At 67.3% G+C, this 24,708-nt stretch carries 23 protein-coding genes and 1 pseudogene; 10 read left to right on the top strand and 14 right to left on the bottom strand.

Annotated features, from left to right (window positions below; genetic code table 11):
- Window positions 1–199: 199 nt before the first annotated feature.
- From hrcA to U5760_RS05040, 3 genes are all read left to right on the top strand, one after another.
- Entirely contained in the window at window positions 200–1,219 is a 1,020-nt protein-coding gene (hrcA, locus tag U5760_RS05050; protein ID WP_322010079.1) for a heat-inducible transcriptional repressor HrcA, read from the top strand.
- Between the two features lie 173 nt (window positions 1,220–1,392).
- The gene (gene hemH, locus U5760_RS05045) at window positions 1,393–2,460 is read left to right on the top strand and encodes a ferrochelatase (RefSeq protein ID WP_322010078.1); all 1,068 of its coding nucleotides are present in this window, start codon (window positions 1,393–1,395) and stop codon (window positions 2,458–2,460) included.
- Between the two features lie 33 nt (window positions 2,461–2,493).
- The gene (locus tag U5760_RS05040) at window positions 2,494–2,901 is read left to right on the top strand and encodes an RNA-binding S4 domain-containing protein (RefSeq protein ID WP_322010076.1); all 408 of its coding nucleotides are present in this window, start codon (window positions 2,494–2,496) and stop codon (window positions 2,899–2,901) included.
- Here the strand turns inward: U5760_RS05040 and U5760_RS05035 are convergent.
- Window positions 2,873–3,034, bottom strand: coding sequence for a hypothetical protein (locus U5760_RS05035; RefSeq protein WP_169742640.1), 162 nt, complete (start codon window positions 3,032–3,034; stop codon window positions 2,873–2,875). The genes U5760_RS05040 and U5760_RS05035 overlap by 29 nt on opposite strands.
- 379 nt (window positions 3,035–3,413) lie before the next feature.
- Between U5760_RS05035 and grpE the strand changes: the two genes are divergently transcribed.
- The 4 genes from grpE to pabB all read left to right on the top strand — a co-directional run bounded on the left by grpE (window position 3,414) and on the right by pabB (window position 9,633).
- Complete coding sequence (gene grpE, locus U5760_RS05030; protein WP_322010075.1) at window positions 3,414–4,010, top strand: nucleotide exchange factor GrpE; 597 nt, start codon at window positions 3,414–3,416, stop codon at window positions 4,008–4,010.
- Between the two features lie 232 nt (window positions 4,011–4,242).
- On the top strand, window positions 4,243–6,195 hold the full coding sequence (gene dnaK / locus U5760_RS05025) for a molecular chaperone DnaK (protein WP_322010074.1): 1,953 nt from the start codon (window positions 4,243–4,245) through the stop codon (window positions 6,193–6,195).
- 324 nt (window positions 6,196–6,519) lie between these two features.
- Window positions 6,520–7,656 (top strand): molecular chaperone DnaJ, encoded by a 1,137-nt coding sequence (gene dnaJ, locus U5760_RS05020; RefSeq protein ID WP_028226592.1) that lies wholly within the window; start codon window positions 6,520–6,522, stop codon window positions 7,654–7,656.
- A gap of 78 nt (window positions 7,657–7,734) precedes the next feature.
- On the top strand, window positions 7,735–9,633 hold the full coding sequence (pabB, locus tag U5760_RS05015) for an aminodeoxychorismate synthase component I (RefSeq protein WP_322010073.1): 1,899 nt from the start codon (window positions 7,735–7,737) through the stop codon (window positions 9,631–9,633).
- Window positions 9,634–9,723: 90 nt separating this feature from the next.
- Here pabB and panB read toward each other — a convergent pair whose 3' ends face one another.
- From panB to U5760_RS04980, 7 genes and pseudogenes are all read right to left on the bottom strand, one after another.
- The gene (panB, locus tag U5760_RS05010; protein ID WP_322010072.1) at window positions 9,724–10,542 is read right to left on the bottom strand and encodes a 3-methyl-2-oxobutanoate hydroxymethyltransferase; all 819 of its coding nucleotides are present in this window, start codon (window positions 10,540–10,542) and stop codon (window positions 9,724–9,726) included.
- A gap of 47 nt (window positions 10,543–10,589) precedes the next feature.
- Window positions 10,590–11,270, bottom strand: a complete 681-nt coding sequence (locus U5760_RS05005) for a deoxynucleoside kinase (RefSeq protein WP_322010071.1) — start codon at window positions 11,268–11,270, stop codon at window positions 10,590–10,592.
- A gap of 40 nt (window positions 11,271–11,310) precedes the next feature.
- Complete coding sequence (gene folK, locus U5760_RS05000; RefSeq protein ID WP_322010070.1) at window positions 11,311–11,907, bottom strand: 2-amino-4-hydroxy-6-hydroxymethyldihydropteridine diphosphokinase; 597 nt, start codon at window positions 11,905–11,907, stop codon at window positions 11,311–11,313.
- Window positions 11,908–11,996: 89 nt separating this feature from the next.
- Window positions 11,997–13,655 carry a polynucleotide adenylyltransferase PcnB gene (pcnB, locus tag U5760_RS04995; protein WP_322010069.1) on the bottom strand — a complete coding sequence of 553 codons (1,659 nt, stop codon included), beginning with the start codon at window positions 13,653–13,655 and terminating at the stop codon, window positions 11,997–11,999.
- A complete protein-coding gene (locus tag U5760_RS04990) occupies window positions 13,652–14,338 on the bottom strand; it encodes an HAD family hydrolase (RefSeq protein ID WP_322010068.1) in 687 nt (228 codons plus the stop codon). The genes pcnB and U5760_RS04990 overlap by 4 nt, the downstream gene beginning before the upstream one ends.
- A gap of 593 nt (window positions 14,339–14,931) precedes the next feature.
- Window positions 14,932–15,612: pseudogene (hda, locus tag U5760_RS04985) on the bottom strand (DnaA regulatory inactivator Hda); the annotation flags it as partial.
- A gap of 34 nt (window positions 15,613–15,646) precedes the next feature.
- The gene (locus U5760_RS04980) at window positions 15,647–16,723 is read right to left on the bottom strand and encodes an AI-2E family transporter (RefSeq protein ID WP_322010067.1); all 1,077 of its coding nucleotides are present in this window, start codon (window positions 16,721–16,723) and stop codon (window positions 15,647–15,649) included.
- Window positions 16,724–16,928: 205 nt separating this feature from the next.
- Between U5760_RS04980 and purM the strand changes: the two genes are divergently transcribed.
- Window positions 16,929–17,990, top strand: coding sequence for a phosphoribosylformylglycinamidine cyclo-ligase (gene purM, locus U5760_RS04975; RefSeq protein WP_322010066.1), 1,062 nt, complete (start codon window positions 16,929–16,931; stop codon window positions 17,988–17,990).
- 92 nt (window positions 17,991–18,082) lie between these two features.
- Here the strand turns inward: purM and kynA are convergent, their stop codons facing one another.
- The 3 genes from kynA to kynB form a co-directional block, all read right to left on the bottom strand.
- On the bottom strand, window positions 18,083–19,066 hold the full coding sequence (gene kynA, locus U5760_RS04970; protein WP_322010065.1) for a tryptophan 2,3-dioxygenase: 984 nt from the start codon (window positions 19,064–19,066) through the stop codon (window positions 18,083–18,085).
- A gap of 13 nt (window positions 19,067–19,079) precedes the next feature.
- On the bottom strand, window positions 19,080–20,330 hold the full coding sequence (kynU, locus tag U5760_RS04965) for a kynureninase (RefSeq protein WP_322011049.1): 1,251 nt from the start codon (window positions 20,328–20,330) through the stop codon (window positions 19,080–19,082).
- Between the two features lie 85 nt (window positions 20,331–20,415).
- Entirely contained in the window at window positions 20,416–21,063 is a 648-nt protein-coding gene (gene kynB, locus U5760_RS04960; protein ID WP_322010064.1) for an arylformamidase, read from the bottom strand.
- A 132-nt stretch (window positions 21,064–21,195) separates the two neighbouring features.
- Here kynB and U5760_RS04955 point away from each other — a divergent pair, with 132 nt between their 5' ends.
- Window positions 21,196–21,702, top strand: coding sequence for an Lrp/AsnC family transcriptional regulator (locus U5760_RS04955; protein WP_322010063.1), 507 nt, complete (start codon window positions 21,196–21,198; stop codon window positions 21,700–21,702).
- 35 nt (window positions 21,703–21,737) lie between these two features.
- Here the strand turns inward: U5760_RS04955 and U5760_RS04950 are convergent, their stop codons facing one another.
- Complete coding sequence (locus tag U5760_RS04950) at window positions 21,738–22,250, bottom strand: flavin reductase family protein (RefSeq protein ID WP_322010062.1); 513 nt, start codon at window positions 22,248–22,250, stop codon at window positions 21,738–21,740.
- 260 nt (window positions 22,251–22,510) lie between these two features.
- On the opposite strand from U5760_RS04950, the gene msrA reads away from it, so the two are divergent.
- The gene (gene msrA, locus U5760_RS04945) at window positions 22,511–23,071 is read left to right on the top strand and encodes a peptide-methionine (S)-S-oxide reductase MsrA (RefSeq protein ID WP_322010061.1); all 561 of its coding nucleotides are present in this window, start codon (window positions 22,511–22,513) and stop codon (window positions 23,069–23,071) included.
- Window positions 23,072–23,078: 7 nt separating this feature from the next.
- Here msrA and U5760_RS04940 read toward each other — a convergent pair whose 3' ends face one another.
- Both U5760_RS04940 and U5760_RS04935 read right to left on the bottom strand, forming a co-directional pair.
- A complete protein-coding gene (locus tag U5760_RS04940) occupies window positions 23,079–24,365 on the bottom strand; it encodes a DUF72 domain-containing protein (protein WP_322010060.1) in 1,287 nt (428 codons plus the stop codon).
- Window positions 24,366–24,446: 81 nt separating this feature from the next.
- Window positions 24,447–24,708, bottom strand: a 262-nt coding sequence (locus tag U5760_RS04935) for a class I SAM-dependent methyltransferase (protein ID WP_322010059.1), incomplete at its 5' end; no start/stop codon positions are given.

The following is a 24,708-nucleotide window of genomic DNA, read 5'->3' as shown; positions in this document are numbered from 1 at the left end:
CGCCCGGGAGCGGCGGCGCCTCGCGCATTTGCCGATAAAATCGGTGACGCGGTGATGACAGCGGGGGTGATGACAGCGCCCCGGATTGCCACCCCCGACGACCTCCGGCCGCTCCCGCCGCCCGCGAGCACCGCCGCAGGCCGCCGATGGCCCGGGGCGCACTCGCGGCCGGCCCGCCATTAGGCTAGAATTTTCAGTCATGCTAGATCCCCGCGCACAAACCCTCCTCAAAACGCTGATCGAGCGCTACATCGCCGAAGGTCAGCCGGTCGGCTCGCGCACGCTGTCGCGCTATTCCGGCCTGGAGCTGAGCCCGGCGACGATCCGCAACGTCATGTCGGACCTGGAGGAGCTGGGGCTCGTGTCCAGCCCGCACACCTCGGCGGGGCGCGTGCCCACCCCGCGCGGCTACCGTCTTTTCGTCGACACGATGCTGACCGTCGAGCCCTCCGCCGACGAGGACGCGGTGACCCGTGCCGTCAAGACCACGCTGCGCCCGGGCGAGACGCAAAAGGTGGTGGCGGCCGCGGCGAGCGTGCTGTCCAATCTTTCGCAGTTCGCGGGCGTGGTGCTGACGCCGCGCCGCAGCCACGTGTTCAAGCAGATCGAGTTCATGCGCCTGTCGGACAAGCGCATCCTGCTCATCATCGTGACGCCCGAAGGCGACGTGCAGAACCGCATCATGGCGACGCAGCGCGACTTTTCTCCGTCCGAGCTGATCGAAGCCTCGAATTACATCAACGCGCATTTCGCGGGCCTCTCGTTCGACGAAGTGCGCCAGCGCCTGCGCGAGGAAATCGATGCGCTGCGCGGCGACATGACCACGCTCATGCACGCCGCGGTCACGGCCAGCACCGACGAAGCCGATACCGGCGAGACCGTGCTGATTTCGGGCGAGCGCAATCTGCTCGAAGTGGCCGATCTGTCGTCGGACATGGCGCGGCTGCGCAAGCTCTTCGACGTGTTCGACCAGAAGACGAGCCTCCTGCAACTGCTCGACGTCTCGAGCCACGCGCAGGGCGTGCAGATCTTCATAGGCGGCGAATCGAATCTCGTGCCGATCGAGGAAATGAGCGTCGTGACCGCGCCGTACGAGGTGAACGGCAAGATCGTAGGCACACTGGGCGTGATCGGCCCGACCCGCATGGCGTACAACCGCGTGATTCCCATTGTGGACATCACCGCGCGCCTCCTTTCGCTCACGCTCAGCCAGAACTGATCGCGCCTCCATCATCGGGCAAGCGCGTGCGGCGCGCCATTGGCCAGATGGCCAGTCGCGGGGTCAGCTGCGTGGTCAGCCGAACGGCCAGGTGGGCAGACACCCCCCGCCCGCTATAATGATTCCCTTGTGCAACCGTTGCTGCGCGTGAAGCGCGGCGCCACTGATCGCCTATGCGTTTCGATCTGGAGCGGCCCCTTCAGTCTGCCGTCGCGCATCGCGTCGCGGTGCTGCTGATCAATCTCGGCACGCCGGACGCGCCTACGCCGCGCGCGGTGCGCCGCTATCTGGCGCAGTTTCTCTCGGACCCGCGCGTGGTGGAGATCCCCGCAGCCATCTGGCAGGTGATCCTGCGCGCGCTGATCCTGCCGCTGCGCGGGCGCTCCTCGGCAAAGAAGTACGCGGCCGTCTGGACGCCCGAAGGCTCGCCGCTGCGCGTCCATACGCAGAAGCAGGCCGATGCGCTGCGCCATCTGCTGCACGCGAACGACTACGCCGTGATCGTCGATTACGCCATGCGCTACGGCACGCCGGATATCCCCGCGATGCTCACCCAGCTCAAGCTGGCGGGCGCGGAGCGCGTCCTGCTCGTGCCCATGTATCCGCAGTACTCGGCCTCCACCACGGCCACGGCGTTCGACGCCGCGTTCGCCGCGCTCGGCCGCATGCGCAACCAGCCGGAAGTGCGCACGGTGCGTGCGTACCACGACCATCCGGCCTATATCTCGGCGCTCGCGGCGCAGGTCCAGCATTACTGGCAGGCGCACGGCCGGCCCGATTTCGCGGCGGGCGACCGCCTCGTTTTGAGCTTTCACGGCGTGCCGAGCCGCACGCTCGACCTGGGCGACCCTTATCACGACCAGTGCCAGCAGACCGCCTCGCTCCTCATGCACGCGCTCGAACTCAGCCCGGTGGAGTGCCGCGTGACGTTCCAGTCGCGCTTTGGCCGTGCGCAGTGGCTTCAGCCCTACACCGCGCCCACCCTGCGCGAGCTTGGGCAAGGCGGTGTGCGGCGCGCCGACGTGTTTTGTCCCGGATTCACGGCGGATTGCCTCGAAACGATCGAGGAAATCGGCATGGAGGTGCGCGATGAATTCGTGCACGGCGGCGGCAAGGAGTTTCACCGCATCCCGTGCCTGAATGCCTCGCCGGCGTGGATTGCGGCGCTTGGCGAAATCGTGGCGCAGAACCTGCAGGGCTGGCCGGTGCAGGCGAGCGTGCCGGCGGGCGCGCTTGCCTGAGCCGCGTACCGGCCGCGAATCATCCTCCGACCCATGAACTACAAGATCTCGACCGACCCGTCCGCGCGCCTGCGCATCGACAAGTGGCTCTGGGCCGCGCGCTTTTTCAAGACCCGTTCGCTCGCCTCGGACGCCGTTGGCAAGGGCCACGTGCGCATCGGCGGCGAGTCGGTCAAGGCTTCGAAGGACGTGCGGGTGGGCGACCTCGTCGAAATCGAGATCGATCATGTGCTCTGGGAAGTGGAAGTGCTGGGGCTCTGCGACGTGCGCGGCCCGGCCAGCATTGCGCAGACGCTCTATGCGGAAACAGAGCAGGGGCGCGCGCGACGCACGGCGGAACAGGAGCGGCGGCGTCTCTTTCGCGAGCCTGCCGCCGTGCTGCACGGGCGGCCGACCAAGCGCGATCGCCGCACTATCGACAAACTTGGGCGTGAGGATTGAAGAGCGCTTCCATGGTGGCATGAATGCCGCCATATTCCGTCGTGTTGTCGTTGACGGCGCCCGACATGCAGATGGTGGTGGTTCCCGCAATGAGTACCAGCGCGACCACCGATATTGCAAAGGTCAGTTTCACGGTACTCCCCCAGGGAAATTGCACGGCGAAAACGGCCAGCTCGGTGTAGTGCGGGTACGGCGCGCGGGTAGTGAGCCGGTTGTCAAGCAGCTGTAAGGGTTAACGCGCGCTGAGCAGCACTTATTCCTGAGTGTAGGTCAGTGGCGTGCCGCACTCAATTTCATTTTTGCGGCGCCGCAGTAATGGTTGTAACCGGTGGTTTCCCAAGCTGCCGGGCTGTTAAAAAAGCCGCGGGAAGCCCTTGAATTCGGCGATCCGGCGCCCATGTGCAATGCCGATGCGCAAAGCGGGTGTCGCGCCGGAGCAACGGTGCGCGGATGGCCGGGCGAGTCGCCCGGCGCTTTGCTCCCTTTTTGATTATCCAACCACGTTCAGCGACATGGAAAACACGCAAGAGAACCCGACGAGCCAGAACCCCACGCCGGCGGACGAAACGTCGCAAACCGGCACGGCGGGCGCCCCGGGCGCGCAGCCCGAAGCGGCGGCCGAAGCCGCTGCTCAGGCGGGTCAGGCGGCCCCGGCTGGCGCCGACGCGGCGCTCGCCGAAGCGCAGGCGAAGATCGCCGAGTTGCAGGACGCGTTCGTCCGCGCGAAGGCGGAGACCGAGAACGTGCGCCGCCGTGGCCAGGAAGACGTCCAGAAGGCCCACAAGTTCGCCATCGAAACGTTCGCCGAGCATCTGCTGCCGGTCGTGGACAGCCTCGAGGCGGCCGTCACGCACGGCTCGGACGACCTGGCGAAGGTGCGCGAGGGCGTCGAGCTCACGCTCCGGCAACTCACCGGCGCACTGGAGAAGGGCAAGGTGCTGGCCGTCAACCCGGTCGGCGAGAAGTTCGACCCGCATCGCCACCAGGCCATTTCGATGGTGCCTTCGGAGCAGGAGCCGAACACCGTCGTCGCCGTGCTGCAAAAGGGCTATGTGATTGCCGACCGCGTGCTGCGTCCGGCGCTCGTCACGGTGTCCCAGCCGAAGTAAGCCAAAGCGAAAGCGGGATGAAAGTGCGCGCCGTATCGGCTGTGTCAAATGGGCTGGCGGCGCGAGTGATTGAAAAAAATTAATGACCGGATAGCCCCCGGGGTCTTGAAAACCTCGCAATGGCACTTATTTGGGCAGCAGTTCCGGATTGAAGCGGATGGCCCGCGTGACAAGGCGAACGCCTCGCGCGAGCGGCGGTCCGCACAGCGACCAAAAATTGGAGATTGACTAAATGGGCAAAATCATTGGTATCGACCTCGGCACCACGAATTCGTGCGTGGCGCTGATGGAAGGCAATCAGGTGAAGGTGATCGAGAATTCCGAAGGCGCCCGCACGACGCCGTCGATCATCGCCTACATGGACGACAACGAAGTGCTGGTCGGCGCGCCGGCCAAGCGCCAGTCGGTCACGAACCCGCGCAACACGCTGTACGCGGTCAAGCGCCTGATCGGCCGCCGCTTCGAAGAGAAGGAAGTGCAGAAGGACATCGGTCTGATGCCCTACAAGATCGTCAAGCACGACAACGGCGACGCATGGGTCGAGGCGCACGGCCAGAACCTTGCGCCTTCGCAGGTTTCCGCTGAAGTGCTGCGCAAGATGAAGAAGACCGCTGAAGACTACCTCGGCGAGCCGGTCACCGAAGCCGTGATCACGGTTCCCGCGTACTTCAACGACAGCCAGCGTCAGGCCACCAAGGACGCCGGCCGCATCGCCGGTCTGGAAGTGCGGCGCATCATCAACGAGCCGACCGCAGCCGCACTGGCGTTCGGTCTGGACAAGGCCGAAAAGGGCGACCGCAAGATCGCCGTGTTCGACCTGGGCGGCGGCACGTTCGACATTTCGATCATCGAAATCGCGGACGTGGACGGCGAAATGCAGTTCGAAGTGCTCTCGACCAACGGCGACACGTTCCTCGGCGGTGAAGACTTCGACCAGCGCATCATCGACTACATCATCGGCGAGTTCAAGAAAGAGCAGGGCGTCGACCTCTCGAAGGACGTGCTCGCGCTGCAACGCCTGAAGGAAGCCGCTGAAAAGGCCAAGATCGAACTGTCGTCGGGCCAGCAGACCGAAATCAACCTGCCGTACATCACGGCGGATGCCTCGGGTCCGAAGCACTTGAACCTGAAGATCACGCGCGCCAAGCTGGAAGCGCTGGTCGAAGACCTGATCGAGCGCACCATCGAGCCGTGCCGCGTGGCGATCAAGGATGCAGGCGTGAAGGTCAGCGACATCGACGACGTGATCCTCGTCGGCGGCCAGACGCGTATGCCGAAGGTGCAGGAAAAGGTGAAGGAGTTCTTCGGCAAGGACCCGCGCCGCGACGTGAACCCGGACGAAGCCGTGGCCGTCGGTGCCGCGATTCAGGGCCAGGTGCTCTCGGGCGACCGCAAGGACGTGCTGCTCCTCGACGTGACGCCGCTCTCGCTCGGTATCGAGACGCTCGGCGGCGTGATGACGAAGATGATCAACAAGAACACCACGATCCCGACCCGGCACGCACAGGTCTACTCGACGGCGGACGACAACCAGGGCGCCGTGACGATCAAGGTGTTCCAGGGCGAGCGCGAAATGGCGGCCGGCAACAAGCTGCTGGGCGAGTTCAACCTCGAAGGCATTCCGCCCGCACCGCGCGGCGTGCCGCAGATCGAAGTGAGCTTCGACATCGACGCGAACGGCATCCTGCATGTGGGCGCGAAGGACAAGGCCACGGGCAAGGAAAACCGTATCACGATCAAGGCGAACTCGGGTCTTTCGGAAGCCGAGATCGAGAAGATGGTGAAGGACGCCGAAGCGAACGCGGAAGAAGATCACCGTCTGCGTGAGCTGGCCGACGCGCGCAACCAGGGCGACGCGCTGGTGCACAGCACGAAGAAGGCCGTGGCCGAGTACGGCGACAAGATCGACGCCAGCGAGAAGGAAGCGATCGAAGCCGCGCTGAAGGACCTCGAAGAAACGCTGAAGAGCGCGTCGACCGACAAGGCGGCGATCGAGGCGAAGGTCGAGGCACTGTCGGCCGCCTCGCAAAAGCTCGGCGAAAAGATGTATGCCGACATGCAGGCGCAGCAAGCCGGCGCGGCCGGTGCAGCGGGCGCGGCAGCCGGTGCAACGGCCGGCGGCCCGGACAGCGCCCAGGCGGACGACGTGGTGGACGCCGAGTTCAAGGAAGTCAAGAAGGACTAAGTCGTTCGATCCGGGCTTGCGCCGGATGAACCGCGGCGGCGAAATGCATCTTAAGCGGACCTCGCAGGAGGTCCGCGCCGCCGCGGGGCAGTTCCCCGCAAGACCGGCCGCATCGGTTACGATGCGGGCAGCATTGCTTAACGCCTGGTGAGCCTTCCGGCTCTCCGGGCACATTTGTTTTATGGAGGCCGTTCCCGACAGGGGCTGCCGGCGACGTTGCAACGGCGTTTTCCGGTGGTGCGAGGGACGGCATACGGGTCACGAGATCCAGCATTCATGAGGAGCCGGCACGGGCGTCACGTGCGTAGCCGGCGGTGAACCGATATGGCGAAACGGGATTACTACGAGGTTCTGGGCGTCGCGAAGAACGCGAGCGACGACGAAATCAAGAAGGCGTATCGCAAGCTCGCGATGAAGTACCACCCCGACCGCAATCCGGATAACAAGGATGCGGAAGAGCATTTCAAAGAGGTGAAGGAAGCCTATGAAATGCTGTCGGACTCGCAAAAGCGCGCGGCCTACGACCAGTACGGGCATGCGGGCGTCGATCCGAACATGGGCGGCGCGGGCGCGCAGGGTTTCGGCGGTTTCGCGGATGCCTTCGGCGATATTTTCGGCGACATCTTCGGCCAGGCGGCCGGCGGTGCCGCACGCGGCGGCCGTGCCGGCCCGCAGGTGTATCGCGGCGCGGACCTGCGCTACAGCATGGAAATCACGCTGGAGCAGGCGGCCCACGGCTACGAGACGCAGATTCGCGTGCCGGGCTGGAGCACCTGTGACATCTGCCACGGCTCGGGCGCGAAGCCCGGCACCAAGCCGGAAAGCTGCCCGACCTGTCACGGTTCGGGTTCCGTGCGCATGTCGCAGGGCTTTTTCAGCATCCAGCAGACCTGCCCGAAGTGCCACGGCACGGGCTCTTACATCCCCGATCCCTGCACGCACTGCCATGGCGCGGGCAAGGTGAAGGAGACCAAGACGCTCGAAGTGAAGATTCCGGCGGGCATCGACGACGGCATGCGCATCCGCTCGGCCGGCAACGGCGAGCCGGGCATCAACGGCGGGCCGTCGGGCGACCTGTACGTCGAGATTCACATCAAGTCGCACCCGGTGTTCGAGCGCGACGGCGACGACCTGCACTGCCAGATGCCGATTCCGTTCACCACGGCGGCGCTCGGCGGCGAGATCGAAGTGCCGACGCTCGCGGGCCGCGCGACCTTCCCGGTGCCCGAGGGCACGCAGTCGGGCAAGACGTTCCGCCTGCGCGGCAAGGGCATCAAGGGCCTGCGCTCGAGCATTGCCGGCGATCTGTACGTGCACGTGCAGGTCGAAACGCCGGTCAAGCTCACCGACCAGCAGCGCGACCTGCTCCAGCAGTTCGAGAAGTCGCTCGTGGAAGGCGGCTCGCGGCACAGCCCGCAGAGCAAGAGCTGGTTCGACCGCGTGAAGAGCTTCTTCGACTAAAGCGGTGTGAGCCCGGCGGCGTGTCTTCGGAGCGCCGCCGGTTTGCATCACGTGGCATCAGGTAGCACCAGGTAGCTTATGGCAGTCAATGACGGCGGCGCGGTGTTCGCGCTGCTCGACGACGGCGGCGCGACGGCCGCGCGCCGGACGAGTCGCCTCTACACGAGGTTCGTGCGCGAGCGCGCATGCAGCCGGCCGCAGGATCTCGACGCGGTGTGCCGCGAAGTCGATTGCGACCTGCGCGGGGGGCTGCATGCCGTGGTTCTGGGCGACTACGCCTTCGGGCGCGATCTCCAGTTCGCGAAGCACCGCACACCCGCCGCCGATAGTTTGGGAACGCAGCCCGGCGAAGCCGCGCTGCGTTTTTTATTGTTCGAACGCTGCGAGCGCTTTTCGCGCGACGACGCCGATGCCTGGCTTGCCGCGCAGGAGGGCGCCGTGGCGCCCGCACCGGCCGGCATTGCGGGCGTGGTGCTCGGCGTCGATCGCACGCAGTTCGAGCATGCCATCGAGGCCGTACACGCGGCGCTGCGCGCGGGCGAGTCGTATCAGGTCAACTACACCTATCGTCTGCAGTTCGAGGCGTTCGGGGCGCCTCTGGCGCTCTACCGGCGGCTGCGCGAGCGCCAGCGCGTGCCGTTCGGCGCGCTGATCGCGCTGCCCGGCGACCGCTGGGTGCTCTCGTGTTCGCCCGAGCTCTTCGTCGAAAAGCACGGCGACACGCTGCGCGCGCGACCCATGAAGGGCACGGCCGCGCGTTCGGCCGATCCCGCCGCCGACCGTGCCGCCGAACAGTTCCTCGCCAACGACCCGAAGAATCGCGCCGAAAACGTGATGATCGTCGATCTGCTGCGCAACGATTTGTCGCGCATCGCGCAGACAGGTTCGGTGCGCGTGCCGGCGCTCTTCAGCGTGGAGCCCTATGCCTCGGTCTGGCAGATGACCTCGACCGTGGAAGGGAAGGCGCGCGAGCGCACCTCGTTCGCCGAGGTCATGCGCGCGCTCTTTCCGTGCGGCTCGATCACGGGCGCGCCGAAGCACCGTACGATGGAACTGATCGATGCGATCGAACACGGTCCGCGCGGGCTCTATACGGGCACCATCGGCTGGCTGGATGCGCCCCACGGCCCACCGGGCCCGCACGTCGATGACCCCTGCGGCGACTTCTGCCTGTCGGTGGTGATCCGCACGCTGACGCTCGAAGCCGCTGGCGCCCCCGGCGCTGCAAGGCGCGGCGAGATGGGCGTGGGCGGCGGCATCGTGCTCGACAGCGTCGCCGCCGACGAATACGAGGAGACCCGCGTGAAGGCTCGCTTCCTGACCGGGGCCGACCCCGGCCTCGAACTGTTCGAGACGATGTATGCCACGCGCGAGCAGGGCGTGCGTCATGTGGAGCGCCATCTTGCACGCCTTGCGGCCGGTGCCGCCTGGCTCGGCTTCGCCTGCGATGCGGATGCGTTGCGCGCGCGCCTTGCCGCGACCTGCGCAGCGTTCCCGGAGGGTGCGGCTCATCGCCTGCGTGTGGCGCTCGGCAAAGACGGCGACGTGCAGTTGACCAGCGCGCCGCTCGCGCCGTTGCCCGAAGGACCGGTGGGCGTGATGCTCGCGCCTGATCGCGGTTACGCGCCGGTGGCTTCGGCCGACGTTTTGCTGCTGCGCAAGACCACGCGCCGCGCCGACTTCGACCGCGCATGGCGCGAGGCCGAGGCCGAAGGCGCCTTCGACATGCTGTTCTTCAACGAGCGCGGCGAGCTGACCGAAGGCGGCCGCTCGAACGTGTTCGTGCAGCTGGAGGGCAAGTGGTGGACGCCGCCGCTTTCGTCGGGCGTGCTGCCGGGCGTGATGCGCGGCGTGTTGCTCGACGACGAGACCTTCGGCGCCGAGGAGTGCGTGCTCACGCGCGAGGACGTTCTACGTGCGCAGGCGCTGTTGTTGACCAACGCGCTACGCGGAGCCGTACCGGCGCGACTCGTCTGACGACGCGACAGACGGCGAGCCAGCAGCCGCAAAAACAAAAAGGGCGCGGCGCCGCACACACGTGAGGCCCGCGCCCTTCTTCACTTACGCTTACTGGAACGCGTGCTCGGGCGCCGGGAACGAGCCGTCCTTCACGGCCTTCACATACGCGGCGACCGCAGCTTCGATGCCCGGCTGGCCGGCCATGAAATCCTTCACGAACCTGGGCCGCTTGCCCGGGTAGATGCCGAGCATGTCGTGCAGCACGAGCACCTGGCCCGAGCATTCGACGCCCGCGCCGATGCCGATCGTCGGAATATGCAGATGCTTCGTGACCTGCGTGCCGAGCGCGGACGGCACCGCCTCGATCACCACGAGCTGCGCGCCGGCGTCTTCGAGCGCCTTCGCGTCGCGCAGCATCTGCGCCGCGCCGCTTTCGGTCTTGCCCTGCACCTTGAAGCCGCCGAACGCATGCACGGACTGCGGCGTGAGACCGATGTGCGCACACACGGGCACCGCACGCTCCACGAGCCTCTTCACCGTGGGCGCGAGCCATTCGCCGCCCTCGATCTTGACCATCTGCGCGCCCGCGCGCATGAGCTTCACGGAGCTCGCGAACGCGTCTTCGGGCGTGCCGAAGGTGCCGAACGGCAGGTCGGCCACGATCAGCGCCGAGGGCTGCGTGCGGGCGACGCAGGCCGTGTGGTAAGCGATGTCTTCGAGCGAGACGGGCAGCGTGGTCGTGTGGCCTTGCAGCACGTTGCCGAGCGAGTCGCCGATCAGCAGCACGTCCACGCCGGCACGGTCGCAGAGCGCCGAGAAGCTCGCGTCGTAGCACGTGAGCATCGCGATCTTTTCGCCGGCGTCGCGCATGGCCTGGAGCTTGGGCACGGTCACGGCGCTGCGGCTCGTTTCCTGCAGGTAAGTCATGGGAAATCCGTAGGGAAAGAGAAAACGGGGAGGGGCCGGCCGCGCGTCTAGCGCGGCGTGCCCTTGACGAACGACTCCTTGCGCCCGCGCATCGTCTCGATTCGCTCGGCGATCAGCGCAAGGTCCGCGTCGGAGTCGAGCGGGTTCAGATGTTCGGCGCCGACGGTCAGGACCGGCGCGTGGTCGTAATGATAGAAAAATTCGTTGTAGCTGTCGCAGAGGGCACGCAGGAAGGCGTCCGAAATGGGCAGCTCGGCGGGATTCGCGCGCTTCTGGATGCGCGCGTAGAGTGCTTCGGGGCTCGCCTGCAGATAGACCACGAGATCGGGACGCGGCGCGTTCGCCGCGAGCCGGGCGGCGAGGGCGCGGTAGAGCGGCAACTCGTCGTCGGCTAGCGTGAGGCGGGCGAACAGGTCGTCGCGTCCGGCGAGGAAGTTCGTGACGAGCGGCTTGCCGGCGGCCCGCAGTGCCGCGACGTCGTGCGAGAGCCGTTCGCGCTGCAGCGCAAAATGCAGCTGCGCGGCGAGGCCGTGGCGCGACGGATCGCGATAAAACCGCTCGAGAAATGGGTTGTCCGCGTTCGATTCGAACAGCGTCTGCATGGCCCAGCGGTCGGCGAGACGCGTGGCGAGCGCGGTCTTGCCCGCGCCGATCGGCCCTTCGATGGCGATGTGCGCAAGCGGCGGGCGCGCTGCGCGAGTGACCGGAGCGAGCGGTGGCGTGCTCATGAGCAGATCGGCGGGTTGGCCAGCGTGACCATCGGCGCGATCACCGGCAGGTCCGGCCCGGCGCCGCGCCATCCGGCGTGCCCGGGTCGTTGTCCGAAGCGGCGGTTGGGGGGGCGGCCGGGCTGGAAGTCGCGGGTGCGGCGCCCATGCACTGGCACATCGGCTTGACCTTCTCGATGCGCTGATCGGCGACGGCGGCGAGAAAGGCGCTCGCCGGGCCGCGGCCCGGAATCTCGAGATCCGCTTCGATCTCGACGGCCGGCACGAGCACGAATGCGCGGCCCGTCATGCGCGGATGCGGCACGCTCAGGTCGGGTTCGTCGATCACGGCGTCGCCGTACAGCAGGATGTCGATGTCGAGCGTGCGCGGCGCGTTGTGAAAGGGACGCTCCCGGCCGAAGTGATGCTCGACGCGCTGGCACAGCGCCAGCAGCTCGTGCGCCGAAAGCGGCGTTTCGAGCTTCACGACGCAGTTCAAATAGTCGTCGCCGCCCGCGTCGATGGGCGCGCTGCGGTAGAGACTCGACTTCGCGAGCACGGTGAGGGTGTGCTGTTGTGCAAGGCACACCACCGCGTCTTTGAGGGTCTGGCGCGCATCCCCCAGATTCGCGCCGATTCCCAGCCAGGCAACCGTCATGGCTTCACTTCCTGCGACTGTCGTTTCCGGTTCGTTCACTTGCGTCACGTCTCGCGGGGCTTGCAAGGCCCGCAGGCCTGGCCGTACCGTTACTCCTCGTCGGGGCCGCCTTCGTCCGCGTGCGCCGGCGTCCCTGCGCCTTCACCCTCGGACGGCTTGCGGTTCTTCGCCCCGCCGCGGCGGCGGCGCTTGCGCGGAGCGCGCTCCCTGCCGCCTTCGGAGAGGAGCGATTCGCGCGCGGCGCCGTCGCCATCGATGAAATCCGTCCACCACTGGCCTACCGCGGCATCGAGCTCGCCCGATTCGCAGCGCAGCAGGAGGAAATCATACCCTGCTCTGAAACGCGGGTGTTCCAGCAGCTTGATCGCGCCGCGGCCGCGTTTTTCGAGGCGCTGCTGCAGACCCCAGATCTCGCGCATGTCCGACGAGTAGCGGCGATGGATCGCCAGCTTTTCGGTTTGCGCGTCGATCACGTCGTCCATCGCGCGATGCAGCGCGGGCACGGGGTATTCCTCCGCGGCCGTGTACTGCTGCCAGCGCTGCTGCACGTCGTGCCAGAGGAGCGTGGCGAACAGGAAACCCGGCGAGACCGGCTTGCCCGCGCGCACGCGCGCGTCGGTGCTGGAGAGCGCGAGCGAGATGAAGCGTTCGCCCTGCGGCTCTTCGAGGACCACGTCGAGGAGCGGCAGGAGGCCGTGATGCAGCCCTTCCTTGCGCAGCCATTTGAGGCATTCGAGCGCGTGGCCGGAGAGCAGGAGCTTGAGCATCTCGTCGAACAGACGCGCGGCCGGCACGTTGTTGATGAGGTCGGCGAGTTCCTGGATCGGCTCGCGCGTGCGCTCCTCGATCTCGAAGCCGAGCTTCGCCGCGAAGCGCACCACGCGCAGCATGCGCACCGGGTCTTCGCGATAGCGCGTGGCCGGGTCGCCGATCATGCGCAACAGGCGCGCGCGCATGTCGGCCATCCCGTTGTGATAGTCGAGCACCGTCTGCGTGGCCGGGTCGTAGTACATCGCGTTGATCGTGAAGTCGCGGCGCGTGGCGTCTTCGTGCTGCTCGCCCCACACGTTGTCGCGCAGCACGCGGCCGCTCGCGTCCACCGCGTGGGTCTTGCGGTCGAGCTCTTCGCGGCGCATGCGCCGGCCGCCTGAAGCACCGGCGGCGGCAGCGGCGGCAGTCGGGGCGGCGCCGGCCTCCGTGGCCGGCGGCGGATCCACCAGCGCGCGGAAGGTCGAGACTTCGATGATTTCCTGGCCGAACTGCACGTGCACGATCTGGAAGCGCCGGCCGATGATGCGCGCGCGGCGGAACAGCTTCTGCACTTCGTCGGGCGTGGCGTCGGTGGCCACGTCGAAGTCCTTCGGCGCGACGCCGAGCAGCAGGTCGCGCACCGCGCCGCCCACGATGAACGCCCGGAAGCCCGCCTGCTGCAGGCCTTCGGTTACGCGGACCGCGTTCCTCGAGATGAGCGACGGGTTGATGCCGTGGACGTCGGCGGAGAGGATGACCGGCGCCGTGGGTTCGCCGTTTCTGGCGCCGCCGCCTTTGGCTTTGGCCGGCGCGCGGGATTTCGGCCCGCGTATCGTTCTGTCGTCGCCGGCGGCTTCGGGCTTGCGGCCGTTCTGGGCGGCAGCGCGGGGCGCACGGGCGGGGGCGGCCGTCTCGGCGGACGGGGGCGGCGTGTCGCCGCTGGCCGCGTCGGAGGCGCTGTCCTGGCCGAACAGCTTGCGGATGAATTTCTTGATCACGAGGCCTGGAACAAATCGAGGATGGGCCAGCCAGCTGCTTGCGCATGGGCGCGCAGGGTGGCGTCGGGGTTGGTCGCGATCGGGTCGGTGACCTTCTCGAGCAGCGGAATGTCGTTGTGCGAGTCGCTGTAGAAGTAGCTGTGCTCGAAGTCGGACAAGTGCTTGCCGAGCGAGGCGAGCCACGCTTCGGTGCGCACGATCTTGCCTTCGCGGTAGCTGGGCGTGCCCGTCGGGCGGCCGGTGTAGGGGGAGCCTGGCTGGCCGTCCACGGTTTCGACCTCGCACGCGATCAGCTTGTCCACGCCGAACACCTCGGCGATCGGACCCGTGATGAATTCGTTGGTCGCGGTGACGATGCAGCAGAGGTCGCCCGCGTCCTTGTGCTTGCGCACGAGCTCCATCGCCGCGGGCACGATGGCCGGCTTGATGACTTCGTGCATGTACTGGTCGTGCCAGATCTTCAACTGCGCGCGCGAATACTTCGCGAGCGGCGTGAGCATGGCGACGAGGTAAGCGTGGATGTCCAGCACGCCGGACTTGTAGTCGGCGAAGAAGCGGTCGTTCTGCTTCGCGAAGCTCTCGGCATCGACAATGCCGAGCTTCACCATGAAGCGGCCCCATTCGTGGTCGCTGTCGGTGGGGATCAGCGTGTGATCGAGATCGAAAAGTGCAAGGTTAGCCATGGGCGCTCATTTTACTTGAAGCGGGTGATGCCGTTGCCGGTGCCGGCTTCGGGGCTCGGTGGTTGCTCTTCGGCGCGAGGCGCCGGACTGCCTGCGGCGTCGGGGGAAGGGGCGGGCGCGGCAGGTGCGGCGGGCGCCGTGGGCGCGCCTGCCGCGCCGGCGTCGAGGTCGCCGCCGAGTTCGCCGTTCTGCTCGCCGCTGACGTCGGCTTCGACTTCGCCCTTCAAGGCGGCGCCCAGCTCGCGATCGACGACATCGCGAAACGGCGCGCCGAGCTCGCCGTCGACGTTGTCGGTGGGGGTGACGAAGGGCGCGGGTTCGCTCGGGCGCGCGTGGGCGGCGGGCGGACGAGGGGCTTCGTAGGGCGTGTCGGGGGCGGCTGGGCTGCCGGTTTCGTTTTGCGGCTGCGCTTCGGGCTCGATGGACGTTTTCGGCGCTTGAACCGGCGCTTCAACCGGCGATAGAGCCGAAAAACCAGTTTCGCCGGTTTCGTCAGCGGTGCCGAAGTCCAGTTCGCCGCCTGCATCGGCGGTCTCGCCTGCGCCGGCGTCGTCCCCGGGCGGCTCCGCTGCGCCGCCCGCCACGGGCAACCCGGCCGCCAGCATCGTGCGCAGGAGCGGCAGCGTCACCGCGCGCTTCTGTTCGAGCGAAAAGCGGTCGAGCGCGTCGAGCAGCGCCATCAGGCTCGGCATGTCGCGGCGGTAGTGCGTGAGCAGGTAGGCGGGCACGTCGTCGGCGAGCGCGATGCCGCGCTCGCGCGCCGCGCGCTTGAGCACGGCGGCCTTGCCTTCGTCGGTCAGCGGCGCGAGGTGGAACACGAGCCCCCAGCCCAGACGCGTGCGCAGGTCCTCGCGCACGGCGAGCCCCATCGGCGCCGTGGCGCCCGTCGCGACGAGCGCGCAGGTAGGGTGCGCGCGCACCTCGTTGAAGAGGTTGAAGAGCGCGATCTGCTGGGCGCCGGAGAGCGCGTCGCAGTCGTCCACGGCGTAGATCGCCACGCGCGGGTCGAAGCCGAACGCCGCGAGCGCGCTTTGCGGCCCGAGGTAGCGCGCATGGCCGGGCGGCGCTTCGTGGACGAGCGCGTGCAGCAGATGGCTGCGCCCGTTGCCGGGTTCGCCCCAGATGTAGAACGTGCGGTCGGCGACCGGGCCGGCCGCGAGCGCCGCGTCGAGCCCGCGCAGGCGCGCGACCAGCTCGGCGTGGGCGCCGGTATGGAAGTTGTCGAAGGTCGAAGGCGGCGGCGTGCCGAGATCGAGCGTTAACTGTCGCTGCACGGTGGGGTCAGGCTTGAATCGGTCAGTTTCAGTTCTAGTTCTTGTAGAGCGAGCTGTCGAGGTAGCTGCGCCGCAGCTCGCGCAAGGCGACCGAGAGGATCGCGCTCGCCGGCAGCGCGAGCAGCACGCCGAAGAAACCGAACAGCTGCCCGAACGCGAGCAGGGCGAAGATCACCGCGAGCGGGTGCAGGCCGATGCGCTCGCCGACGAGGCGCGGCGTCAGGAAGAAGCCTTCCAGGACCTGGCCGATGCCATAGACGAGGGCGACGGCGCCCAGCCCATACCAGTTGCCGAACTGCAGCAGCGCGGCGACGAGCGCGAGCACCAGACCCGTGGCGTAGCCGAGATACGGGATCAGCACGGCGAGCCCGGTGAAGACGCCCACCGGCAGCGCCACCTCGAAACCGGCGATCGACAGCGTGACCGCGTAGTAGGCCGCGAGGATCGCCATCACGAGCAACTGGCCGCGCAGGTACTGCGCGAGCATGGCGTCCATCTCGCCGGCCAGCTCCAGCGTGCGCGCGACCCAGCGGCGCGGGATGAAGGTGGCGAGGCGCGCGAGCATCGCGTTCCAGTCGTAGAGCAGATAGAAGAGGACGAGCGGCACCAGCACGGCGTTGCTGATCACGGTAATCATCACGTCGCTGCTCGTGCGCAGCGACGCCCACGCGTAAAGCGCGACCGACTGGGCGCTGTCTTCCAGCTTGCTCGTCGCCATGTCGCGCAGGCTCTGGAAGTCGAGCGTGTCCTGCATGCCGAACATCGCGAGCTTGGGCTGGAGCCAGTCGTGCAGGTGCGTGAACATGACGGGCACCTGCTGCTTGAGCTGCGGCCCCTCTTTCTGGATCACGGCGAGCAGCAGCACGACGAGCATCGTGACCACGCCCGCGAACAGCAGGATCATCACGAGCGCCGCGAGGCCGCGCGGCACGCGGTGACGCACGAGCCAGGCCACGCCCGGCTGGAGGATATAGGCGAGGATCGCGCCGAGCAGGAACGGCGTGAGGACCGGCCGCAGCAGCCAGAGCACGATGCCGAAGGCGATCGCAAGCGCGGCCCAGATGAAGGCCTGGCGCTGATACGGCGTGAAAATCGGTGTATTCGGCGACAAAACGTGGGTTTCCGGTCGTAGGGCGCGTGGGTTTTCGGTGTTCGGGCGGCCCGATTGGGGGCAAAGCGGGGCGGCAAAGCGGGCCGACCGACGCCCCGCGCCACACCTTGGGCGCCGCGGCGGACACTTTTCTCGGCCTGGACGCGGCGGCGGGGCGCCTTCAATCGGTTAAAATCGCATTTTACCGACCTTCTGGCACTTCCCCATGAATCAACCGAAATCCGACCAGGGCGCCGGCGCCCAGGGCCTCTCGTACCGCGACGCCGGCGTGGACATCGACGCGGGCGACGCACTCGTCGACCGCATCAAGCCCTTTGCGAAGAAGACCCTGCGCGACGGCGTGATGGGCGGCATCGGCGGGTTCGGCGCGCTCTTCGAAGTGCCGAAGCGCTACAAGGAACCGGTGCTCGTGTCGGGCACGGACGGCGTGGGCACCAAGCTGCGCCTCGCCTTTCATCTGAACAAACACGACACGGTGGGCCAGGATCTCGTCGCGATGAGCGTGAACGACATCCTCGTGCAGGGCGCCGAGCCGCTCTTCTTCCTCGACTACTTCGCCTGCGGCAAGCTCGACGTGGACACGGCGGCCACCGTCGTGAAGGGCATCGCCTACGGTTGCGAGCTGGCGGGCTGCGCGCTGATCGGCGGCGAAACGGCGGAAATGCCGGGCATGTACCCCGACGGCGAGTACGATCTCGCGGGCTTCGCGGTGGGCGCGGTCGAAAAGAGCAAGATCATCGACGGCAGCACGATCGTCCCGGGCGACGTGGTGCTGGGTCTCGCCTCGAGCGGCATCCACTCGAACGGCTTCTCGCTCGTGCGCAAGATCGTCGAGCGCGCGCAGCCGGACCTGAACGCCGACTTCGACGGCCGCACTCTCGCCGACGCGCTCATGGCCCCCACGCGCATCTACGTGAAGCCGCTGCTCGCGCTCATGCAGCAGGTCGCGGTGAAGGGCATGGCGCACATCACGGGCGGCGGCCTCGTGGAGAACATTCCGCGCGTGCTGCGCGACGGCCTCACGGCCGAGCTCGACCACCGCGCGTGGCCGCTGCCGCCGCTCTTCTCGTGGCTGCAGAAGCACGGCGGCGTGGCCGATGCGGAAATGCACCGCGTGTTCAACTGCGGCATCGGCATGGCGGTGGTCGTGTCCGCCGATCAGGCCGATCAGGCGCTCGAACTGCTAACGGCTGCCGGCGAGCAGGTCTGGAAGATCGGCGCGGTGCGCGAAACCCAGGCGGGCGAAGCGCAGACCGTGGTGGTCTGAGGCGGATTTCAGGCGCTATGCAGTCAGTAGCGCCAAAAAAGATACGGCCAGCGCAATGCTGGCCGTATTCGTTTGTGCGCCGCGCCGGCGTGTTACAGCACGGTCCGCACGTGCCACAGCTCGGGGAACAGCACGACGTCGAGCATCTTGCGCAGATATGGCGCGCCGTTGGTGCCGCCCGTGCCCTGCTTGAACCCGATGATCCGCTCGACGGTCGTGACGTGGCGGAAGCGCCATTGGCGGAACGCATCTTCGAGATCGACGAGCTCCTCGGCCATTTCGTACAGATCCCAGTACTGCGAGGGATTGCGATAGACCTCGAGCCAGGCCGCTTCCACCGTCGCATCGTGAACCGTGGGCTGCGACCAGTCGCGCGCGAGCCGCTCCGGCGCGATCGCAAAGCCGCGCCGCGCCAGCAGGCGGATCACTTCGTCGTAGAACGAGGGGGCTTCGAGCGTGGCCTTGACCTGTTCGAGGATCTCGGGCCGGTGCTCGTGGGGCTTGAGCATCTGCGTGTTCTTGTTGCCGAGCAGGAACTCGATCTGGCGGTACTGGTACGACTGGAAGCCCGACGAGGCGCCCAGATACGGCCGCATCGCCGTGTATTCGGAGGGCGTGAGCGTCGAGAGCACGTTCCACGCCTGCACCAGCTGTTCGAGAATCCGCGAGACGCGCGCGAGCTGCTTGAACGCGGGCGGCAGCGCGTCGCGATGCACGTTCGCGAGCGCGGCGCGCAGCTCGTAGAGCGCGAGCTTCATCCACAGTTCGCTCGTCTGGTGCTGCACGATGAACAGCATTTCGTTGTGATCGGGCGAGAGCGGATGCTGGGCGTTGAGCACCGCGTCGAGCGCCAGATAGTCGCCGTAGCTCATCGACTTCGAGAAGTCGAGCTGGGCGTCGTGCCAGCCGGGCTCGCCGGGGGCCTTCTCCTGGGCCGGCGCGCCCGCGGGCGCGGCGGAGCCGCCGAACGGGCACCCGCCGCGCGGTGCGGCTGCGGCTGCGGTTGCGTCGACTGCATGGGCTTCGGGGGCGGCGCCCGCATCCGGGATGCCGGGAATCTGCATGTGATCGGTCATGGCGGGGGCCTCCTCAGGTCACCGCGCCGCGTGCGGCGAATTCGGGCGCGCGCCAATGCTCGCTGGCGAGCACGTCGCGCAGCGTTTCCACGGCGTCCCACACATCGACGAAGCGCACGTAGAGCGGCGTGAAGCCGAAGCGCAGCACCCGCGGCTCGCGGTAGTCGCCGATCACGCCGCGCGCGATCAGCGCCTGCATCACCTCGTAGCCGTGCGGATGCTCGAAGCTCACGTGCGAGCCGCGTTCCTTGTGGTCGCGCGGCGTGACGAGCGTGAGCTCGAGGCCCGCGCAACGGCTTTCCACGAGTTCGATGAAAAGATCGGTGAGCGCGAGCGACTTGCGGCGGATGGCCTGCATGTCGGTCTGCAGGAACACGTCGAGACCGCATTCGACGAGCGACATCGACACGATGGGCTGCGTGCCGCACAGGAAGCGACCGATGCCGTCGTCGGGACGATAGTCGGGGCTCATCTCGAAGGGCTTCTTGTGGCCCCACCAGCCCGAAAGCGGCTGCGAGAACGCGTTCTGATGACGTTTCGGCACCCAGACGAAAGCGGGCGAACCGGGGCCGCCGTTCAGGTACTTGTAGGTGCAGCCCACCGCGTAGTCGGCGTTCACGCCGTTCAGGTCCACCGGCACCGCGCCTGCCGAGTGCGCGAGGTCCCACAGCGCCAGCGCGCCGCGCGCGTGGATCAGTTCGGTGACGGCGCGCATGTCGTGCATGTAGCCCGTGCGGTAGTTCACGTGCGTGATCATGGCGATGGCCACGTCGTCGGTCAGCGCGGCGGGCAGGTCGGCGGGATCGTCGATCAGGCGCAGCTCGTAGCCGCGGTCGAGCTGCTCGATGAGGCCTTGCGCGATATAGAGGTCGGTCGGGAAGTTCGAGCGTTCGGAGACGATCACGCGGCGCTTCGGGTCGCGTTCGTTCTGCACGCGCAGCGCGGCCGAGAGGGCCTTGAAGAGATTCACCGAGATCGTGTCGGTGACGACCACTTCGTTTTCGGCGGCGCCGATCAGCGGGGCGAGCTTGTTGCCGAGGCGCCGCGGCAGCGCGAACCAGCCGGCGGTGTTCCAGCTGCGGATCAGGCCTTCGCCCCATTGCTCGCCGATTACGGCCTGGGCGCGTGCGGCGGCTGCCCTGGGCGGCACGCCGAGCGAGTTGCCGTCGAGGTAAATGGTGTCGGGCGCGAGCGCGAACTGCTCGCGCAGTGCGGCGAGCGGGTCGGCGCGGTCCAGCGCCTCGGCTTCGGTACGGTGGTTCATGGCGGTCATGGGGGTGGGTTCTGCGGTTCGGTATCGGTTCGGTATTGGGTCGGGTCGGCTCGGGCGGTTTGCCGGGCGCGGCCGTTCAGGTCGTACGCGGCGTCTCCGGCAGCGCGCGCAGCACGGCCCGCACGGGGCTTGCGTCGAGCGTCGCGAATTTGAGCGGCAGGGCGATCAGCTCGTAGTCGCCGGGCGCCACCGCGTCGAGCACGATGCCTTCGAGGATCGCCATGCCGTGCGCGCGGATGCGGTGATGCGCGTCCATCGTCTTCGATTCCTGCGGATCGAGCGACGGAGTGTCGATGCCGATCAGGCGCACGCCGTGCGCCGCGAGCAGGTCGATCGTTTCCGGCGCGACGGCGCAGAACGCACTGTCCCAGCGCTCCACGGGCGCCTTGTCATAGGTGCGCAGCAGAATGCGGGGAGGCGCGTCCGCGAGCGCATGCGCCACGTGCTCCGGCCGCACGAGCGGCGCGGCGCCGATGCAGTGGATCACGCGGCACACGCCCAGGTACGCGTCGAGCGGCACCGCGCCGATGGGCGCACCGTGTGCGTCGTAATGGAGCGGGGCGTCGGTATGCGCGCCCGTGTGGGGAGAAAGCGTCACGCGCGCCACGTTCACGGGCGAGCCGGCTTCCATGCGCCAGACGCGTTCGATGCCGACTGGCGTGTCTCCGGGCCAGACGGGCGTCTCAGACTGGATGGGCGGGGTGATGTCCCAAAGGTCGTTCATGTTTTTGATCCGCATTCGCTGCTTGTGCTTCGAATGATAGGCAAGCTAGAGTGAAATGTGCTTGCGAAAAAAACGCCGCGGACCACGGTTGTTGGCACATAATTTAAGTCAAGACGGGAATGGAGACCAAATATGAATGCAATCTCGCTCGATGCCACGGATTGCCGGATTCTCGCCGTACTGCAGAACGAGGGGCGGATCAGTAACCTCGACCTGGCGGAGCGCATTTCGCTCTCGCCGTCGGCTTGTCTCAGGCGCTTGAGGTTGCTGGAAGAGCAGGGGGTGGTGGAGCGTTACCGCGCGAGCCTGAACCGGGAGATTCTCGGTTTCGAGATGGAGGCGTTCGTGCAGGTATCGATGCGCAACGACCAGGAGAGCTGGCACGAGCGGTTCGTGGCGGCGCTACGGGACTGGCCGGAAGTGGTGGGCGCCTATGTCGTGACAGGGGAAACGCACTACCTGCTGCGCGTGCTCGCCCACAATCTCAAGCACTACTCGGACTTCGTGCTCAACAAGCTCTACAAGGCGCCGGGCGTGATGGACATCCGCTCGAACATCGTGCTCACGACGCTCAAGATCGAGGCGGGCGTGCCCGTCGATCTGATCCAGCAGAAGGAAGTGAAGAGCGCCATTGCCTGAGCCTGAGCCTGAGGCCAGGGCGGCGCACGGGGCGCTCAGAGCGATTGCAGCTGATGGAACCCGCCGCCGTGGAACACGAGCGGCGTGGCGTCGGCTCCGTCTTCGCGCACGCCGCAGCGCTCCACCTCGCCCACGAAGATCACGTGGTCGCCTTCGTCGTAGCGGCTGCGGTTGTGACACTCGAACCAGGCAAGCGCGCCGTCCAGCACGGGCATGCCCGAGTTGCCGGCCGCGTGCGAGACGCCTTCGAAGCGGTCGCCCTTCACCGTCGCAAAGCGCTTGCACAGGTCGAGCTGCGAGGCGGCCAGCACGTTCACGACGTAGTGGCTGTTGGTGCGGAATACGGGGAGCGAGGCCGAGCGCGTGGCGAGGCTCCACAGCACGAGCGGCGGATTGAGCGAAACGGAGTTGAACGAACTGGCGGTGATGCCGACCAGCTGGCCATCGGGAGCGCGCGTCGTGATGACGGTGACGCCGGTGGCGAACTGGCCGAGCGCGCGGCGAAAGGCGGCATCGTCGAAATTGGGCGGGCTGGCGCGGCGGCTCATCGGCGGGTGGCTCCGCTCGCGCGGCGGTACGGCGCGAGACTGGACGCGAAGAAGGGGTGAGTCGGGATCGGTGTCATGTGGAAAACCGGCGTATCGTCACAATTTTAACGGATGCGGCTGGCTGAGGTGCCTGCGGCCCTGGTGCTTGCGCGGGGTTACGGACGCAAAAGCGGTCGCAAACGCGGCCGTAAAATCGGACGCAGAAAGCGGCGATCGGCGGATCGTCGCCGGGAACGAGTCAAATTCAAGGAGCGAGCAGCATGAGTCAGACAGTGGGAACGGCAACCGAAGTTGCGACACTGGGCGGTGGGTGTTTCTGGTGCCTCGAAGCGGTGTACCTGCGCGTGCAGGGTGTGCTCGCGGTGGAGTCGGGCTACGCAGGCGGCCACGTCGAGAATCCGGGCTACGAGCAGGTCTGCGACGGCGACACGGGCCACGCCGAAGTGGTCAACGTGACGTTCGACCCGGCGAAGATCGGCTACCGCGAGATTCTCGACATCTTCTTCGCGATCCACGATCCGACCCAGCTCAACCGCCAGGGCAACGACGTGGGCACGCAATACCGTTCGGTGATCTTCACGCACTCGGAAGCGCAGCGCGAGACGGCGCTGCAGGCGATTCGGGAGCTTGCCGCCGAAGGTGTCTACGACGGGCAGATCGTCACCCAGGTGCTGCCGCTCGACGGCAACTACTTCCCTGCCGAGGCCTATCACCAGAACTACTTCGCGCAGCACCCGAATCAGGGCTATTGCGCGTTCGTGGTGGCGCCGAAGGTGGCGAAGTTCCGGCAGAAGTTCGCGCACCGGCTCAAGCCGGAGTAACGCACTCTCAATCTTCCAGTGCTTCCCCGGCGGCGTCGTTTATCGGCGCCGCGTCTCCTTCTTCCCCGCCTTTCTCGCTCTTTAGCCGAAGAAATGCGTCCGCAATCGCGCGCGCGAGCTTCGCGCACGAGAGCGGCGCCGACCCTTCCGCCTTGTTGTTCGTCGTGATCAGCACGGGCTGCCCCGCGAGCGCATAGCGGGCGGCTAGTTCCGTGAGCGCTTCGCGGGTGTGCGGGTCTTCGTCCACCAGTTTGTCGAACGGCTCGTAGCGCGCCTTGGCCTGCTCGTAGCGAAATCCGCTATGCAGACTCCAGCGCACGATCAGCGGCCCGGCCGGCGTTTCGCCGTCCATCAGCGCGAGTGCCGCCGCCTGACGCAACGGATCGGGCATGCGCGCGTGCAGGCCCACGCAGTAACGCACGCCCGCCGCGCGCAGCGCGCGTACGAACCGCGGCGTCAGCAGGATCGCGTCGCGGATTTCGACGGCGTAGCACGGGCCGTCGGGTCCGGCGGGCAGCGGCGGCAGCGCCGTCAGGAACGCGTAAAGGCGCTCCACGAACACGGCCGGATCGGCCAGCAGCTGATCGGGTAGCGGCGGGAACTGGAACACCAGCGCGCCGGTTTTATCGCCGAGGCCCGCGAGGCACGGCTCGACGAACTCCGCCGTCGCGAGTTGCGGATTCAGGAAACAGGGGTTCGCTGCAATCGGCTCGCCGCGCTCGCCCCGCACGCTGGCGTCGGTGATCGACGCCGGGGCTTTTACGATGAAGCGGAAATGGTCCGGCACCTGCTGGGCATAACGCAGGTAGTCGGCAATCGAGAGCGGTGCGTAGAACGAACGGTCGATGCTGACCGAGCGCAATAGCGGATGGACGCCATAGGCCGAAAGACCGTCGCGCGCGAGCTTTGCGTTGCTGTAATCCTCGCCGTAGACGATGCCGCGCCAGCCCGGAAACGACCACGACGACGTGCCTAAACGCACCTGTGCCGGCAGGTCGGCGGCGAGGTCGAGCGTGAGCGGGTCGGCGACCATGGGAAGCACGCCGCGGCCGCGGCGCTTCGGGGCTGCGGCGGGCTCGGGGCGATTGGGTTCCGCGGCTTCGAAGCCGTCCAGGTCGGGCGTGGCGGGAGGCGGTGCGGCTGCTTCGGCGCCGGGGTCACGCTTTGCGCGCGGTGTTTTGGTCCCGGCGGGTTTGGCCGGCGGTTCCGGGGCGACAAAGCCGAACAGGTCGGTCTGGTTATCGTCGGGAGTGTCCGGTGTGTCCGGCGTGTCCGGGGCGTCGCGATCGTTCATGCGGGTGCGGTCGTGCGGTTTCGGTCAGCCGCCCCGCGCGTGCAACGGGGCGGCGCGCGCGGCGCCGCGCCCCTTGCCACGTCAGAGCGGTCGTTCGTACATGTAGCGGCGCGACCACGGCAGCGTCGTCGCACTGCGGCCGGCCTTGCGGCAGACGATCTGGTAGATCGAGACGTCGTCGTGCTCGAACGCGTAGGCGCAACCCGCCAGATACACGCGCCAGATGCGGAACTTCTCGTCGTCCACGAGCTTTTTCGCTTCCTCGGCGCGCGCCTCGAAGTTCTCGGCCCAGAGGTCGAGCGTGTGCGCATAGTGACGGCGCAGGCTCTCCACGTCAACCGCT

The organism is Paraburkholderia sp. J12, from assembly GCF_905220215.1.
GTDB lineage: Bacteria > Pseudomonadota > Gammaproteobacteria > Burkholderiales > Burkholderiaceae > Paraburkholderia.
The sequence above is the reverse complement of the archived record's forward strand: the minus strand, read 5'-3'. Positions and strand labels throughout refer to the sequence as shown.